Origin of the sequence: Ahniella affigens, from assembly GCF_003015185.1 — a bacterium.
Taxonomy (GTDB): domain Bacteria; phylum Pseudomonadota; class Gammaproteobacteria; order Xanthomonadales; family Ahniellaceae; genus Ahniella; species Ahniella affigens.
Window position 1 is genome coordinate 3,984,840 of record NZ_CP027860.1, and the last position, 15,459, is coordinate 4,000,298.

16 protein-coding genes and 1 pseudogene are annotated in these 15,459 nt (G+C 61.5%); 6 read left to right on the forward strand and 11 right to left on the reverse strand.

The features are described from left to right. Positions 1-111: 111 nt before the first annotated feature. On the reverse strand, positions 112-960 hold the full coding sequence (locus C7S18_RS15285; RefSeq protein WP_106892385.1) for a c-type cytochrome: 849 nt from the start codon (positions 958-960) through the stop codon (positions 112-114). A 187-nt stretch (positions 961-1,147) separates the two neighbouring features. On the opposite strand from C7S18_RS15285, the gene yihA reads away from it, so the two are divergent. Continuing rightward, positions 1,148-1,756 carry a ribosome biogenesis GTP-binding protein YihA/YsxC gene (gene yihA, locus C7S18_RS15290; RefSeq protein ID WP_106892386.1) on the forward strand — a complete coding sequence of 203 codons (609 nt, stop codon included), beginning with the start codon at positions 1,148-1,150 and terminating at the stop codon, positions 1,754-1,756. A 528-nt stretch (positions 1,757-2,284) separates the two neighbouring features. On the opposite strand, the gene C7S18_RS15295 is transcribed toward yihA, so the two are convergent. The 6 genes and pseudogenes from C7S18_RS15295 to aroQ all read right to left on the reverse strand — a co-directional run bounded on the left by C7S18_RS15295 (position 2,285) and on the right by aroQ (position 6,618). Beyond that, positions 2,285-2,950, reverse strand: a complete 666-nt coding sequence (locus C7S18_RS15295; protein WP_240623910.1) for a DUF3426 domain-containing protein — start codon at positions 2,948-2,950, stop codon at positions 2,285-2,287. A 51-nt stretch (positions 2,951-3,001) separates the two neighbouring features. Next, a pseudogene (locus C7S18_RS25390) lies at positions 3,002-3,058 on the reverse strand (MJ0042-type zinc finger domain-containing protein); the annotation flags it as partial. After that, entirely contained in the window at positions 3,039-3,935 is an 897-nt protein-coding gene (prmA, locus tag C7S18_RS15300) for a 50S ribosomal protein L11 methyltransferase (protein ID WP_106894054.1), read from the reverse strand. The pseudogene C7S18_RS25390 and the gene prmA, both read right to left, overlap by 20 nt. 268 nt (positions 3,936-4,203) lie before the next feature. Continuing rightward, entirely contained in the window at positions 4,204-5,568 is a 1,365-nt protein-coding gene (gene accC / locus C7S18_RS15305) for an acetyl-CoA carboxylase biotin carboxylase subunit (protein ID WP_106892388.1), read from the reverse strand. A 9-nt stretch (positions 5,569-5,577) separates the two neighbouring features. Beyond that, a complete protein-coding gene (gene accB, locus C7S18_RS15310; protein WP_106892389.1) occupies positions 5,578-6,066 on the reverse strand; it encodes an acetyl-CoA carboxylase biotin carboxyl carrier protein in 489 nt (162 codons plus the stop codon). Positions 6,067-6,171: 105 nt separating this feature from the next. Further along, positions 6,172-6,618, reverse strand: a complete 447-nt coding sequence (gene aroQ, locus C7S18_RS15315) for a type II 3-dehydroquinate dehydratase (protein ID WP_106894055.1) — start codon at positions 6,616-6,618, stop codon at positions 6,172-6,174. A 253-nt stretch (positions 6,619-6,871) separates the two neighbouring features. On the opposite strand from aroQ, the gene C7S18_RS15320 reads away from it, so the two are divergent. The 5 genes from C7S18_RS15320 (at position 6,872) to C7S18_RS15340 (ending at position 9,939) form a co-directional block, all read left to right on the forward strand. Next, positions 6,872-7,453 (forward strand): hypothetical protein, encoded by a 582-nt coding sequence (locus tag C7S18_RS15320; protein WP_146151944.1) that lies wholly within the window; start codon positions 6,872-6,874, stop codon positions 7,451-7,453. Then, positions 7,450-8,508, forward strand: coding sequence for a nucleotidyl transferase AbiEii/AbiGii toxin family protein (locus C7S18_RS15325; protein ID WP_170113291.1), 1,059 nt, complete (start codon positions 7,450-7,452; stop codon positions 8,506-8,508). Before C7S18_RS15320 ends, C7S18_RS15325 begins: the two co-directional genes overlap by 4 nt. 58 nt (positions 8,509-8,566) lie before the next feature. After that, entirely contained in the window at positions 8,567-8,947 is a 381-nt protein-coding gene (locus C7S18_RS15330; RefSeq protein ID WP_106892392.1) for a bleomycin resistance protein, read from the forward strand. 51 nt (positions 8,948-8,998) lie between these two features. Next, positions 8,999-9,316, forward strand: coding sequence for a hypothetical protein (locus C7S18_RS15335; RefSeq protein WP_106892393.1), 318 nt, complete (start codon positions 8,999-9,001; stop codon positions 9,314-9,316). 77 nt (positions 9,317-9,393) lie between these two features. Further along, complete coding sequence (locus C7S18_RS15340) at positions 9,394-9,939, forward strand: DUF4256 domain-containing protein (RefSeq protein ID WP_106894056.1); 546 nt, start codon at positions 9,394-9,396, stop codon at positions 9,937-9,939. A gap of 56 nt (positions 9,940-9,995) precedes the next feature. Here the strand turns inward: C7S18_RS15340 and C7S18_RS15345 are convergent, their stop codons facing one another. The 4 genes from C7S18_RS15345 to C7S18_RS15360 form a co-directional block, all read right to left on the reverse strand. Further along, the gene (locus C7S18_RS15345) at positions 9,996-12,641 is read right to left on the reverse strand and encodes a serine/threonine-protein kinase (protein ID WP_106892394.1); all 2,646 of its coding nucleotides are present in this window, start codon (positions 12,639-12,641) and stop codon (positions 9,996-9,998) included. Positions 12,642-12,717: 76 nt separating this feature from the next. Next, on the reverse strand, positions 12,718-13,224 hold the full coding sequence (locus C7S18_RS15350; RefSeq protein ID WP_106892395.1) for an ECF-type sigma factor: 507 nt from the start codon (positions 13,222-13,224) through the stop codon (positions 12,718-12,720). An 88-nt stretch (positions 13,225-13,312) separates the two neighbouring features. Next, positions 13,313-15,040, reverse strand: a complete 1,728-nt coding sequence (locus C7S18_RS15355; RefSeq protein WP_106892396.1) for a tail fiber domain-containing protein — start codon at positions 15,038-15,040, stop codon at positions 13,313-13,315. Positions 15,041-15,058: 18 nt separating this feature from the next. Next, the gene (locus C7S18_RS15360) at positions 15,059-15,346 is read right to left on the reverse strand and encodes a hypothetical protein (protein WP_106892397.1); all 288 of its coding nucleotides are present in this window, start codon (positions 15,344-15,346) and stop codon (positions 15,059-15,061) included. Positions 15,347-15,459: the final 113 nt, after the last annotated feature.

A 15,459-nucleotide genomic window follows, 5' to 3' on the forward strand; every position in this document is an offset into this window, starting at 1 on the left:
TTTGGTGGCACGGAACTTTGAGGCCTCAGTATCCAGCAAAGTTCCGGCACTTCCTGAACGAATCGCCAGGACGATTCGGCAGTGCGCCGAACGGTGCCTGGGCGACGCCGATCAGGGCTGCGCCGCGGCGCTGGCCTGTGCGGCTTCGAGGTGTTCGCCCGCAGCGGCCGTATGGAGACCCTGGATATAGCTGGCCACGGCGAGAATTTCTTCATCGGTCAGGCGGGCGGCAATGTCCGCCATGATGGCGTAATTCGGGTCCTTCAGCGCCGGATCGCTCGGCGCCGTGGCCTTGAAGAGGTTCAGCACGTTGGCCGTATAGCCTGAATGCTGACCCGCCAGCGACGGGTAAGTCGGCCCCGGAATGCCGCGACCACTCGGACCATGGCACGCCATACAGGCCGGAATGCTGCGGTCTTTGGCGCCGCCACGGTAGATGGTCTCGCCGACATTGACGACGCGCTTGCCGTTGTTCGGCGAGTATTCGTTCTGAATGACACTGTCATCGGCCTTGCCGGATGTGGCACTCGACTTCGCGAAGTGCGCGCCAATGTCGCGCATGTCCTGGGCACTCAGCGCTGACGCAAACGGCAGCATGATCGGGTTCGGGCGGGCGCCGGTTTTGAACAGAGTCAGCTGCCGCGCGATGTAGCCCTCGTGCTGGCCAGCGAGCTTTGGGTACTGGGCATCGGTCGAATTGCCATCGAGGCCATGGCACGCGCCGCACACGGCGGCTTTGCCTCCGCCTGCAGCGGCGTCGCCCGGATTGGCATTGGCGAGTTCGGCAAAGCCAGCGGCCACCGCCGCCATCGGATCGACCGGGGCTGGTGGCGGCGCGGTTTCAGCAGGAGCGGCTGCTTCGGTTGCAGCAGCTGGGGCGGTCGCGGTCGCCGTATCCTGCGCCAGAGCGAACTGGGTCGCAAGCGACAGCACGGAACAAAGGGCAAGGCCAAAACGCATGGTTCGAGCTCCAGGAACAAAATGAGAAAGTCAGAGACAGGTCCGCCGACCTGTCGAACCGGGCGAGTTTAGCTGATCCGGCAGGCTCCGGTCATCCGAATCGCCCGACCCCGCTGGCTGAATGGCGTGAACAATCCCTGCCCACCCGCCCCTTGCCGGCCGTGCGCTTTGCTTTCACACTGCCTGGATGAACCAGAAAGAAATCGAACGCTGGCTACGCCAGGCCAGTTTCCTGAAAAGTGTCCCCGAGCCCAAAGGCCTGCCCGCTGATTTTGGGGCCGAGGTCGCATTTGCGGGTCGCTCGAACGCCGGCAAGTCCAGCGCGCTCAACACCATTTCCGGCATCAACCAACTCGCCCGCGTATCCAAAACCCCCGGCCGGACCCAGCATCTGGTTGTCTTTCAGCTGCCGGGCGAACGGCGCCTGATCGACTTGCCCGGTTACGGTTACGCCAAAGTTCCGCCCGCCTTGCGCGAGGCCTGGGGTCGGGCGATCACCGAGTACTTCGAGACCCGGAACTCGCTCCGGGCGTTGATCATTGCGATGGATATTCGCCATCCCCTGACCGATTTTGATCTGATGATGCTCGACTTTGCCGGCCTCCGTGGCCTGCCGGTGCGAATTCTGCTGACCAAGGCCGACAAATTGGGCCGCGGCGCAGGTGGCAATACGCTGCAGGCTGTGCGCAAAGCGCTGTCAGATCAAGCAGAACGGATCAGTGTGCAGCTTTTTTCGGCGACGGCACCAACCGGTGTGGATGAGGCCCGGGCCTACGTGGCTGAGGCGATGGCCTAACGGTGAGTCATGGGTCGGCTTTTGGCGGGCCTTCATCAGGCCCGAACCAACCTTGCGGCATCCCCGTTCGCGGCTGAAGCCGCTCCCACAAATTCGCTGGTTGTAGGAGGGCCTTCATGCCCGAACCAATCTTGCGGCATCCCCGTTCGCGGCTGAAGCCGCTCCCACAAATTCGCTAGTTGTTGGAGTGCCTTCAGGCCCGAACCAATCTTGCGGCATCCCCGTTCGCGGCTGAAGCCGCTCCCACAAATTCGCTAGTTGTTGGAGGGCCTTCAGGCCCGAACCAATCTTGCGGCATCCCCGTTCGCGGCTGAAGCCGCTCCCACAAATTCGCTAGTTGTTGGAGGGCCTTCAGGCCCGAACCAATCTTGCGGCATCCCCGTTCGCGGCTGAAGCCGCTCCCACAAATTCGCTAGTTGTTGGAGGGCCTTCAGGCCCGAACCAATCTTGCGGCATCCCCGTTCGCGGCTGAAGCCGCTCCCACAAATTCGCTAGTTGTTGGAGGGCCTTCATGCCCGAACCAATCTCTCAGCGAAACCGGAACTCAAACGCAACCGCATTCTTGCCTGGGTCGAGCACTTCGAAATTCATCGTACTGCTCGCACGTGTCGGCATGCCGCGCGCAATAACCGGCAAGCTGTCCACGTAGTCCTGCGGCTGGAAGCGACGCATCGCAATTTTCCGATCTTCGAGATCGGACATCACGACCTCGACAATCGGAAACGGCTGGGTGAATTCGGCCTTGTTCAGCACCGTCGCACTGATCATCAGCGCGCCTGGCACGCTCGGATGCGGGCGGACATCGCGCGCCACAAGGGCTAATTGTTCGACCTCGCGTCGCGGCGGCAACAGGCAATCCACCTTCGCGCACAACGAATCCAGATACGGCCGCACGCGCGCGTCCTGGGCCAAGGTTTCGCGATATGCAAAACCGATCTGCCCCACGGCAATCAGCAGCATGGCCACCGCCCCCAGGTACCACGGCCAATTGCGTCGACCGCCGGCGCTGTGGCCTTTGGTCTGGACAAAAGCGGGCGGTGCCGCAGAGCGCTCACGGTTATCAGCGAACAGATCGCGCTGCCCGAGCCGGGTCCGCGTCAACGGGACTTCCAACAAGGGCAAAGCACCACCGTGATGCTGAGGCAGCAACGCGCCGGGATCCGCCGGCAGCTGATCAGCCAGCGCGTGCAACATGTCGAATTCGACCCGACACACGCCACAACGCGCCCGCGCCCGGGCCTGCGCCACCGTTGCGGCGCCGATCCGGAAAATAGTCAGGCATTCAGGGCATTGCGTGTACATGGCGGCGGGCAGTAATGCGGACCCAGTCCTCGTCGCGAGCGACCTCGAACTGTTCGAAGTCCGCAGTATAAGCGGCAATGACATCGTCCGCCTGATCATGCAGGATGCCGGACAACACAATCGTGCCGCCAGGCTCGGTGGCCGCCGTAATGCCGGCGCAGAGCTCAATCAAGCTTTTGGCCAGAATGTTGGCGAGCACGATCGGATAGCTGGCCGAAGGCGCTGCGTCGGGCATGAAGACCTGCAAGCGCTCGACGCAATCGTTGCGCGCGGCGTTTTCGGCGGAAGCAATGAGTGCCTGCGGGTCGTTGTCGATCGCGACTGCTGAAGCGGCACCCAATTTGAGCGCGGCAATCGCCAGAATGCCCGAACCGCAGCCAAAATCGAGCACGCGCTTGCCGGCGAGGTCAGCTTGATCGAGCCAGCGTAGGCAAAGCGCTGTGGTTTGGTGCGTGCCCGAGCCGAAAGCGAGACCCGGGTCGAGACGAACCACGACGCGATCCGGGTCTGCGGGCGCTTCGTGGTCAGACGGATACACCCACAAGCGCTGGCCAAAGGACATGGGTTTGAATTGATCCATCCAGACCCGCGTCCATTCCTGATCGGGCACCTCGGCGATTGTCAGGCGCTGCGGCGTCAGCCACGGGATCATGATCTGCAGCGCACCAAACAAGCCACGCTGGTCGGTTTGTTGATCAAACAACGCGCGCACCGTTGTCATCGGCCAGACCGGCGTTTCGCCAACCCCCGGCTCCAGAATGGGGTGATCCTCGGCATCGAGCAAGGTCACGCTGACGGCGCCCAAGTCTTCCAGCGCCTGCTCGACTCGCGACAATCCATCGCTCCGCACGTCAAAGCTGATTTCGATCCAGTTCATGTCTGCATGCATCGGTGATTTCAATGAATGAAGGACCGAACCACTGGGCGGCCGGGTTCGTAAAACCAGCCTGCTTCAGGGTCGATCCGTTGGTCACAAGGCACCCATCCCGGACACCTCGATGTTAGACAAAGCACGGTGCGAAAGCTCATTGGGCTGGGTCAGCGGCAGGACGCGCCGCCGACCTGGCTGTTGACTGTTTTACCGGGCTTTGTTCGAGCATGCCACCGGCGCAGACTCGAGAAAGCGTAATTGGAGCCATACCGGACTACAGCCCGATCGGCTTGTCCTTGCGCTCTGCAATACGCTTTTCCAGATAGTGGATGTTCTGCCCGCCTGCCTGGAACCCGGCATCCGCCATGATCCTGCTTTGCAGCGGCACATTGGTCTTGATGCCATCGACCACCATTTCGGCCAGTGCCACGCGCATGCGAGCAATGGCCTGGGCGCGATCAGCGCCGTGTACGATGAGTTTGCCGATCATCGAGTCGTAATTCGGCGGAATCCGGTACCCGTCGTAGATGTGCGTGTCGACCCGCACCCCTGGCCCACCTGGCGCATGGAAGCGCTTGATCAGGCCCGGGCTCGGCATGAAGTTGTCCGGGTCTTCGGCGTTGATGCGGCACTCGATCGCATGACCATTGAACTTGATGTCGCTCTGCTTCAGCGACAGCTTTTCGCCACCGGCAATCAGCAACTGCTCGCGCACCAAGTCCACGCCCGTGATCAATTCGGTCACCGGATGTTCCACCTGAATGCGCGTGTTCATTTCAATGAAATAGAACTCGCCGTCCTGGAACAGGAACTCGAATGTGCCAGCACCGCGGTAACCGATACGCAGACAAGCGTCGACGCAGATCTGGCCGATCTTGGCGCGCAATTCGGGCGTGATGCCCGGCGCAGGCGCCTCCTCGACCACCTTCTGATGTCGGCGCTGCATCGAGCAATCGCGCTCACCGAGGTGAATCGCATTGCCCTGACCATCGGCCAGCACTTGGATCTCGACATGGCGTGGGTTCTCTAAGAACTTCTCCATGTAGACCATGTCGTTGTTGAACGCCGCTTTGGCCTCGGCGCGCGTCGTCGTGATCGCGTTGTGCAGCGCGAGTTCGGTGTGCACGACGCGCATGCCGCGACCGCCACCGCCGCCTGCGGCCTTGACGATGACCGGGTAGCCAATCTCGCGGGCGATCCGGGCATTTTCTTCCGGATGGTCACCAAGCGGACCACCCGAGCCCGGCACGCACGGCACGCCGGCTGCCTTCATGGCCTTGATCGCTTCGACCTTGTCGCCCATCAGGCGAATGACGTCGGCCGTCGGGCCAATGAACACGAAGCCGGAGCCTTCGACGCGCTCGGCAAAATCGGCGTTCTCGCTGAGAAAGCCATAGCCGGGGTGGATCGCCTCAGCGTCGGTGACCTCAGCCGCCGAAATGATGCGCGGGACATTGAGATAGCTCTCGGCAGCGGGCGCGGGTCCGATACAAACCGACTCATCAGCCATACCGACGTGCTTTAGGTTCCGATCGACCGTGGAGTGCACGGCCACCGTCTTGATCCCGAGCGCATGACACGCGCGCAGAATGCGGAGCGCGATCTCGCCGCGATTTGCAATGACTACTTTGTCGAGCATGGTCGCGCCTTAGGAGATGACAAACATCGGTTCGTCGAACTCGACCGGATGCCCGCTCGAGCACAGCACCGCCGAGATCGTGCCGGAAACGTCCGCTTCGATCTGATTGAACATTTTCATCGCTTCGATGATGCCGAGCACGTCGCCAGCCTTGACCTGTTGACCCACTTTGACGAACGGCGGGGCTTCGGGGCTCGGTGAGCCGTAAAACGTGCCGACCATCGGGGCGCGGACGACATGGCCATCGGGCAATTCGCGGCCACCGCCGCCACCGTGGTGGTGCGCATCCTGGCTTGGGGCATGATGCGCCGGCGCCGACGGTCGCTGCTCAACGTGCACATGCGTCACCGGCGCCGGAACGTGCTGCGGTACCGAGATCACGCCGCCCTTGCTTGCCCGCGACAACCGGATCGTTTCCTCACCTTCCTTGATCTCGATTTCGGTCAGATCCGATTCTTCGAGCAGGTCGATCAGTTTCTTGATTTTGCGCAGATCCACGATGAACTCCTATTGATGTTGTTCTGGGTCGCAGCCGTGACGCGTGCGACCGATGGTGCTTGTTGTTGTCTGCTTTGCCTGCCGACTGGTCAAAAAGACCACTCGTCAGCTTGCAACGCGAAGGCGCCGGATCGCAGCCGTCATTGCAAATTCGTACCCTTCTGCCCCAAAACCTGAAATGACCCCGATGGCCAGATCAGAAAACAGCGAGTGGTGCCGGAACATCTCCCGCGCCTTGGGGTTCGACAAATGAACTTCGATGAACGGAATCGCCACGGCCGCCAGCGCGTCGCGGAGCGCGACGCTCTGATGCGTGAACGCGGCCGGATTGATCACGATCAGGCGGGTATCGTCCTGCCGGCAGGCGTGAATGCGCTCCAAAAGCGCCAATTCGCTGTTGCTCTGCAACGCCGAAAATTCGAACCCGGCGTCAGCGGCCATAGCCGCGCAGCGCTGCTCGATTTCGGCAAGACCCGTGCGCCCATACACACCTGGCTCACGCGTGCCAAGCAAATTCAAGTTTGGGCCATTGAGCAGGACGATCCGGGCCACAGCCACTCCAACGAAGGGCCGTGTAGTGTGCGCGGACTCGCCGAACTTGTCCAGAATTTCGCCGAACTTGCCTGCAAGTTGCAAACAAGCGTTTGAAGCAGGCCATACGGGCGTATGGAGGGCGTTGGTCGGTAGGTGCCACCGGTAATGTGCGTCGATCATGCTGCGAAGATTGACGCCCGCAGCCGATTCCAGGCTCAATCGCCGCAAATGGTCAAAACACGACGCCACAGTGAATAGCAACCATGAGCCGATGCTAACGGAAACCCACCTGACGGTGCGGCTGCCGCCCGGGCAACAAGACCGGCTGCGGACATTGGCAAGTGCGTTCGACTGCAAATTGCTCCTGATTGAACTGGAACGCGGCACGTTTCCGGTTCAGCCCATGCTGTCCTGGCGTCAGGCCGGCGACCTCGGGGAGACCCTTCGGCATGCAGCGTCCCTGAGCCAACGCCTCAACGACGCTGGATTCGAGGTCGTTCGCGTCAAGATCGAGGTCGATCTCGCCCGGATCGGCATTCAACCAGCCTGCTACGCGGAAGCGCATTTCAAGATTCGTGCCCGCCCGGCCGACTGGCCTCGGCTGTCGGCGTTGAGCACTGCTCACGGCGCCCATTTGTCCCGGAACGCGTGGTCCCGAGACACAACGTCTCGCGACGACCACTCCGAACGGCGTTTCGTGACCCTTCGACACACCGACCCCCGGCAGGCAGGGGCGCATTTTGTTGCGTTCGAGACGGTACTGGCGGGTGACGGCTGGGAAATTGAATCCCGCACATTCGAAGCGGTGCTCTTCGACGATAATCTTCGACTTGATGAAGGATGGCTGCAATGAATTGGTGGCAGCGTTGGTTTGGACCAAAAGCGCAGACTAGTCCGACCCGAACGAACGCGGGCGTGGATTGGTCGACAGTCTTTGCCGAGTCGCCGCAACGCCCTGCGCTATCTCGGCAGCAGGCGAACTTTGACGAACCACCGCAACACGAACCAAGTGCGCTGACCTATGCCGAGACGCTGGCTCCTGCACAAAAGCGAGCAACGGTATACGACCCGGCGCTTCAACATTTCCCGCGCGGACTGACGCTGGAGCCCCCGACCTTTGCGGACTCCGAGGAGCAAGCCGCCTGGCAGCGGCAACAGCAGGACGCCATGAATCTGGTGCTCCGCGCCATCGCGCTGAGCGCCGCTGCCGACCACCTCGTATTGCGCGGCAGTGCGCTGATGCTCGCCTGGTACGGCGATGCGGCGCGACCACCCAAGGATCTCGACTTTGTCGTTGTGCCAAAGACCATGGCGCGGGTTTCGGATGAAGCCGAGGCATTGATCGAGACCATCATCACCGCTGTGATCGAGACCGCCCAATCCACGGGCTGGTTCGCGGCCGATCAAATCACTCGCGACACCATCTGGACCTACTGCCGCGTCGACGGCCTGCGCCTGACCTTTTTCTGGAAGCGCGACCCGCTGCCCTGGGGCAGCGTGCAAGTTGATCTGACTTTTGGCGAACACCTGCCCCGAGCACCGGTCCCCACCCGGATCACCATGCCAAACGATCCGAATCCTTACACCATGCTGACCGCTGATCGCCCGATGGCGCTCGCATGGAAGCTCTATTGGCTGGGTTCGGATATGCATCAACGCGCCAAAGACGTGTACGACGCCATGCTGCTCGCCGAAGATGGCGCCTGCGACATCGACACAATCAGAGCGGTCAGTGCTGCCAACGATTTCGAGCCGACATTGATCATCCTCGAACTGTTCGAGCGTTTTGACCCGAATCACCTTGAGTGGGTCGGTTTCCAGATAGCAGATCCGCTGGCGGCGCAACAATGGGCGCAACGACTGCGCAACGCACTGCCAGAATTCGTGCCATCGTTGACTTCAGACTGAGCACAGGTCACGGCACGACGATCAATCGAAACACCCGCTCGAATCTGGACTGCCGCCAATGCCACTGCCACTCGATCAAGCCATTCCAATCCTGCCGAGCCGCGTGATCGCAGAGACCGTCACGTTCTATCAGCGTCTCGGATTTGCCGGTGGTGCGCACGATTTTGACGCGAACTACGCGCTGTTGTGCCGCGGCGATATCGAGCTGCACTTCTTCGCACACCCAAATCTCAGACCTGAACAGTCCGATGCCGGCTGTTACTTGCGCGTCCAAGACGCCAGGGCTTGGTATCAGGCTTTTCAGCGTGCCAACCTACCGAACCAAGGCATCCCAAGGCTGGATGCCCTAAGCGCCAAGCCTTGGGGCATGCTTGAGTTCGCGCTGGTTGATTCCGATGGCAATCTGATTCGCGTCGGTCAGGTATTGGATCCAGAGTAGACTGGTATCGGTACTTCCGATTCCAGGACCGTGCGTCCGAGGAGCCAGGTCATGGGCGAGCAGTCAGCTGCAAAAGCGTCGGCCAATCCGTTCTGGGACTGCGCGCAATTTCTCACCCGACACCATGCCACCCAGCCCTACCCTGGCTGGCACTTGTTCGAAGCGCCGTGTCACTTGAGTCGGCTCGGCAAGCGCGGCGATGAGTTCGAAGGCGACTTGCTTGCTGTGCATGAGGACTTACGGGTGCTGGTGCTGCGCGAGCGGGAGCCGGGTGTCCTGAGCATTGAGCTTCTGCGCCGGAACAGTGAGGATGTCCTGATGCGATTCCAATCCGTTCTGGAATTGGAGCGCTTCCTTTGTCAGCGATAGGACTTCAGACGCTTGCATCGCAAACGTCCAGCGCGACAATCGCGATGATCGACATTCTCCGCAGTCAGGACCGAATCATGAAACCAGCCGACATCCAAGCCTTGGCCAAGACGTTGAAAGCCCGCTTTGAGGCGAACCCAAAGCGCCACGCCACACTTACTTGGGGCGAGGCCCTTGCGGGATTGGAGGCCAAACCGAAGGCTTGGCCGGCGCTCGCCTGGATGGAAGCCAGCGGCGGTGAACCTGATGTGCTGGCCTTCGATTCATCTGCGAAGACAATCTGTTTCGTCGACTGCTGCGCCGAAAGTCCCGAGGGCCGGCGCAGTCTGTGCTATGACGACGCGGCACTGGCTGCGCGCAAGGAAGCGAAGCCAGCAGGCTCCGCACTGGGTGTTGCGGCGTCTATGGGCGTCCGTCTGCTGAACGAAGCCGAGTATCGAGACTTGCAGCGCTTCGGTCCATTTGATCAGAAGACGTCGAGCTGGATCGAGACGCCCGACAGCGTACGCAAACTCGGCGGCGCCTTGTTCTGTGACTACCGTTATGGCCAAGTGTTCACCTACCACAACGGCGTGCAGTCCTATTACGCCGCGCGCGGATTTAGGGCGATTCTGAGACTCTGACTGGACGGTTCCGCGCCACCGTCGCAGTTCTGCACGCGTGCATGAATACAGCCCGTTCAAAGCGAACGGGCTTGCTGAATGCGCTCGGCGTCGGCAATCAGTTTGTTGCCAAGAATTAGCATGTCCGCCAGCTCATATCCCGGCTGCGCCGGCATCGGCAGTTCGGCCTTTGGATACAGCGACAGCAGTTGGGCATCGAAGCGCGCACCGCGTCGCTGATGCCACGCCTTTAGGTCCAGCAGAAGCGCCTGCGCCGAGGTCAGCCTGCCAGCCTTGAGGTCAGCCTCTGCCAACCAGGCCGCGGACTGCCACCAATCCCCATCATCGGCTTGCAATTGCGCCTGGGTGATCGCCTCCAAGTCCGCACGTCGCGCCGCATCGGCTTGCATGGCCAAATAAGCCTGTCCGGCTCGAACGGCGCGAAGCGTCGGCGACTCGGAATGACCGGCAGCCATGATCTGCGCCAATTCGAGCGCTTCTTCAAAGCGCTCCCGAGCGAGATCACCATCGCCTTGTGCGAGCGCGATCAGCCCTCCTTGATACTGCAGCCGCTGGCGTTCCAGAACAAACTCCTCGGGCCAGTACGACCATTCCGCCATCCAGCGGGAGTAGATCACCTCGGCTTCCGGCCAGCGGGCCTCAGCGCGAAGTCGAAGCAAGTCATGAAAATCGATCCGGCTTCGGTACTCGCTGTTGGCACCGAACTGCGCATCGGTCCATTGGCTGACACGAGCCACCAACGCCAGCGCAGGCGGACTGGGCGCCACGCGCAACAACGTGCCAGACACATGCCACAGAAACGCACCGCGATTGAGATCATCCGCGCGCAAGTCTCGGTCCATCACCAAGAGCAGCGCTTCGGAGTCGCGAATCGCTTGCCGGTCTTGCCGCTGGGCCCAGTCGATCTCCACCGTCATGGCCCATTCACGACAATCCAGTTTGCTCAGGTCGAGCCCTTCGGCTGCCAAGGTCGATCGATCCATCGATTGGCTCTGAGTCAGCAGTGCGCGAGTTTCCGCGAATTGGCCGTGAACGTTGGCGAGGAACATTCGGTGGTAAAGCAAGCGATGCTGATCGCGCAACGTCAGGTCGTTGGCATAGACCTGTTCCACGCGAGCGATCTGCTGTTCGAGCGCTGGAAAATCTTCCGCCCCGGACAGATAGTCCGCCACGTCAATCTCGGCATCGATGCGTTGCGCGATGGGTGCTCCGGGCAGCGCGTTCAGCTCTTGGGATAACAAGCGACCGGCCATGAGCGCATTGCGCGTGGGCAATCGACGCCCCAGGGCCTCGGCGATGGTGGCATAGAGTTCGATTCGCGCTTCGGGCTGGTCCTTGAGCTCAGTTTGAACCTGCTCCAGACCGCGCAGCGTCAACTCAACAGCGCTGACGTCCTGACGGGTATCCCAGGCGTCGGCGCTCGTGAAGATGCTCAGGATGAAGTTCTTGGTTGCCTCGGCCCGACTGGCGTGCTTGATGGCCTGATCGCGCTGGTAAAAGGCCACGCCAGCGCCAACGATCACGGCCAGCACGGTACTGCCGGCAAAGGCGCTGGCGACTTTGTGGCGTCGAATGAATTTGCCCCATCGATAGTGCCAAGATTCGCGCTGCGCGGTGATGGGCAACCCATCCAGGAATCGCTGAAGGTCGTCGGCCAGGGCCTCTGGCGAGCCATAACGTTGGGCGGGATCGCGTTGCAGCGCCTTCAACACAAGGGTATCGAGATCACCTTTCAGTCTGGCTGCAGGAATCGGACTGCCGCCGGTCCGCGGTTCGTCGATCGTGCTCGGTGGCCGCGCATCCGTATCGGTGATGGCTTGCAGCAAACTGAGCGAGCCGTCGCCCTTAGGTTTATGCGGCCTGACGCCGGTCAGCATTTCATACAAGATGACGCCGAGCGCATAAACATCAGTCGCCGTCGTCACCGCATCGCCACGAATCTGCTCGGGGGCGGCGTAGGCAAACGTCAGCGGCGCCCGACTCATGGTGAGCGCATTCGGCTCGTCCAGATGTTTGGCGATCCCAAAATCCAAGAGCTTTGGGCGACCATCGGCGAGCACCATGATGTTGCTGGGCTTCAGATCCCGATGCACGACCAGATATCGGTGCGCATGCTGAACCGCGTCGCAGATCGCGATCATTAACTTAAGCCGCGACTCCAGGCTCGGCTCGTGATCGTTCAGGTACGCATCCAGCAATTGACCATCGACATACTCCATCGCGTACCAAGGCAGGCCCTGATCAGTGCCGCCATCGACAATATGCGCGATACCCGGATGACTGAGACGGCCAAGCAACTGCCGCTCATTCGCGAAGCGGTTTCGACTCAACTCCGAGTGCGCCGCCGCATGCGCCCATTTGATCGCCACGTTTTGCTCGAAATCATCGATGCGTTCGGCCAGCCAAACGGCGCCCATGCCACCACTGCCAAGTGGCCGCAACAAACGAAATGGTCCGAGCACTTGGCCACTCAAATCTGCTTGCGGCAAGGGCTGCGCGATGGCCGGATTGTTGGCCGCCTGCTGCAACAGTTCGGCGGCCGAAGGCGGCCAAGCCGGCAGGTCTTGATGCAATTCAGCCAGCAGCGCGATGACTTTCGCACGATCGGCCGCATCGGCGCAGCGCGCGTTCAGGAAGTCGGCCAGATCAGCGGGTGCGACATCGAGCGCGTCGCGGAATATCTGCATCAGTTCCGGATTCATGGATCAGGCCTGCCGTTGCCACGATTGAGTGGGCACGCTGCAACGTCGAGTCTGGCGAGGGCGTCAGGCACGCGCATCAGCGCCCAGGGTCGGGCACGACCGGTTCCTGCAGCAAATGCGCAATGATCACCCGGGCGGCCGCCCAATCCCGAAAAATCGTGCGCCGATCGACCTTGAGCAGATCGGCGATTTCTTCGAACGCGACGCCACCGAAAAAGTGCATCTCGACCACCAGCCCCATTCGTTCGTTCTGCGCTTTCAGCTGCGTCAACGCCTGGTCGAGCGCGAGCATGTCGTATCCGGCCGCTTCGTCCGCGAGTTCTGGATCCAAGGTCACGCGCAGCGGATCGGCGCCACGCTTCTGGGCTTGCCGGCGCCGGGCCGCGTCGATCAACACCTGCCGGAGCGCTCGCACCACGAGGCTGATCGTATGTTCGCGGTTGTCGGGCCTCGCTTGATGCTGCGCGATCTTGAGGTAGGCCTCGTGCACGAGATCGGTGGTACTCAGCGTCTGCGCGGCATGCTGTGCCAGCGCAACATGCGCGAGCCGCTTGACCTCGGCGTAAACGTCGTCGAACTGCATAGTTTCTGGCCCGCGGGCAACTAGGTGCGGCGAGCATAACCGACTCGACCAGGGTGACGACCCGCCATGGGGATCGCTGCATGCTTGGTCACTCCGCCAACCGGGCTTCGATCGCCGCCAGTCGGGCCTTCAGCGCCTCATTCTCGGCCTCGGCCTGTTCGAGTTTCTGATTCAACCCCTGGATCGCTGCCAGCGCCACGCCGTCGGCGTCGACGGTCGCAATCGAGCGCCCATCTCCCGCTAGCCCAAAGCTTGCCTTGAAATCCTCAGCCATTGGGCCCAGATGCCGCCCCTCCAGGGATTTCTTGTAGGACCACGTGCCGATGGGCAACGCCGCAACCTTCGCGAGAATCTGCAATGGGTCGATCGCATCGAAGCCTTCCTTGTAGTGGCGACTGGAGGCGTTGGTCCACGCACCGCCATTGGTCAGGAACGCACTGCCACCGGTGCCGCCTGCCACCGTCAAGCGACTCGACGACGCCGTCAACGTTGGCAGGTTGATGATGAAGCCACCGGTATTGTCGATCAGATACATCGACGCCACTTTGCCAGAGCGGCTGGACCAAGCCAGATCAGCATCCGCATCGCCCGTGCTGCGCGCGCCAATCACCAGGTCGTCACTGCCACTGGTCAGCGCGTTCGTATTGAACATAACGCCGCCAGCCGCGCGCACTGCGAACTGATTAGGCCCGGTTGCCACAAAATTGCTGCCAGACGTGTCGGCCCAGACAAAGCTGCCTTCGTCGCCATTGCTGTCGCCAGAATTGCCGACCCCACAGTTACCGTCGCTCGGCTCGTTGCCCGGCCGCGTCATGGCGCGCGTTCCGCCCACCCAGGAATTGTCGCCACCCGCGCAATTGAAATTGCCCCCGCTGGCCGTTGCGTAAAAGCCGAACGCATTGTTGCCAAAACCGCCCACGACCGTTGCAGCGGATCCGCTCGCTGTATTGGAGTTGCCGCTGACAGTCGATGCGAATCCGGACGCCGTATTGAGACCGCCGCTGACCGTTGCCTGAGTGCCCGAGGCGATGTTTCGGATGCCACCACCGACGGTGGCATTTAAGCCGGACGCAGCATTGCTGATGCCACCGCCAATGGTGGCGTTACTGCCAGACACCGAATTGCCGCTGCCGCCGCCAATCGCGCCCAACGGTGCGACCACCGTATTGCCAGCACCACCGCTGATCGTGGCGAACGTCTCATCAGTCTGATTGGCGCAGACTGCGTTCGCATCCGCACCGCAGTTCGTCGCCGTACTACCACCGCCGCTGATGGTCGCACCGTTGCCGGTGGCCGCATTCGCGGGGGAGCCCAGCACGACTCTGGATTCGTTGTTCGTACCGGTGGCATCGAAGCGCGCCATGCGCCGATTGAATGCCCTGATTTCGACTGGCACATTGTTGGTCGCGCCCAGGAACTCCCCCGCGGCTACCACATTGCCGGTTGTGTCCCAGCAGATACCGGCCTGAATCGCGTTGGGGTCGAACGGCGTCGGGTCACCGAGACTGACAAAAGTGCCGCCAGCCTCCGCCACTTCGGTGTGCAGCAGAAGCGATCCGGAGACTTCCAAAGCCGATCCGAAGTCCACTGCCACCGAGAAGTTGCCGTCCCGAAACGGGACATCGCGAAGGGTGATGGGTTCGCCAACGGTTCTTTTGCCGCTTGGGTCAGAGAGCGTCAATTTCAGGTCATACACGCCGTTTGCCGCGCGCCCACGGTCCTGCATGCTGCCTTGGTAAGTCCAGGTAGTGGCGCCGATCGGCGCCACTGTGATCACCGAGGCCACGAACGTGACAATCCATGCAATCAATTTCATCAGAAAGTCCCCTCAGTCTTAGTTTTCGAAGCTATTGGCAAAAATGGTTGCAGACGCTGCACTGCAAGCTGTGCTCAGCGACTTCAGGTCCGATGCTGGTTTGATGGCAGCTACGATCTGGAAGCGATCCGACGCCGCAGCCTGCCCCTCGGCTCGAAGAGCGGCCTGCAAGACAAAGCGGCCGCCTGCACGGACTGACGGTCCGTCGTGCAATGTCGCACTCCCTTGAAACCGCGGCGGAATGGGGGTTTCGGCACCCGCACTGATTGCGAACAGCAACAAGGTTGGACCAAGCAGGTCGCGCATCGGGGCTCCAGAGTCTGATCCGCCGGGCTGGCGGGCTAACTCGGGTTACGCAGGAACGCGACGAACCGTGACACGCCCGGGAACCAGCGTCGTCAGATCAATGGGCAGCCGTG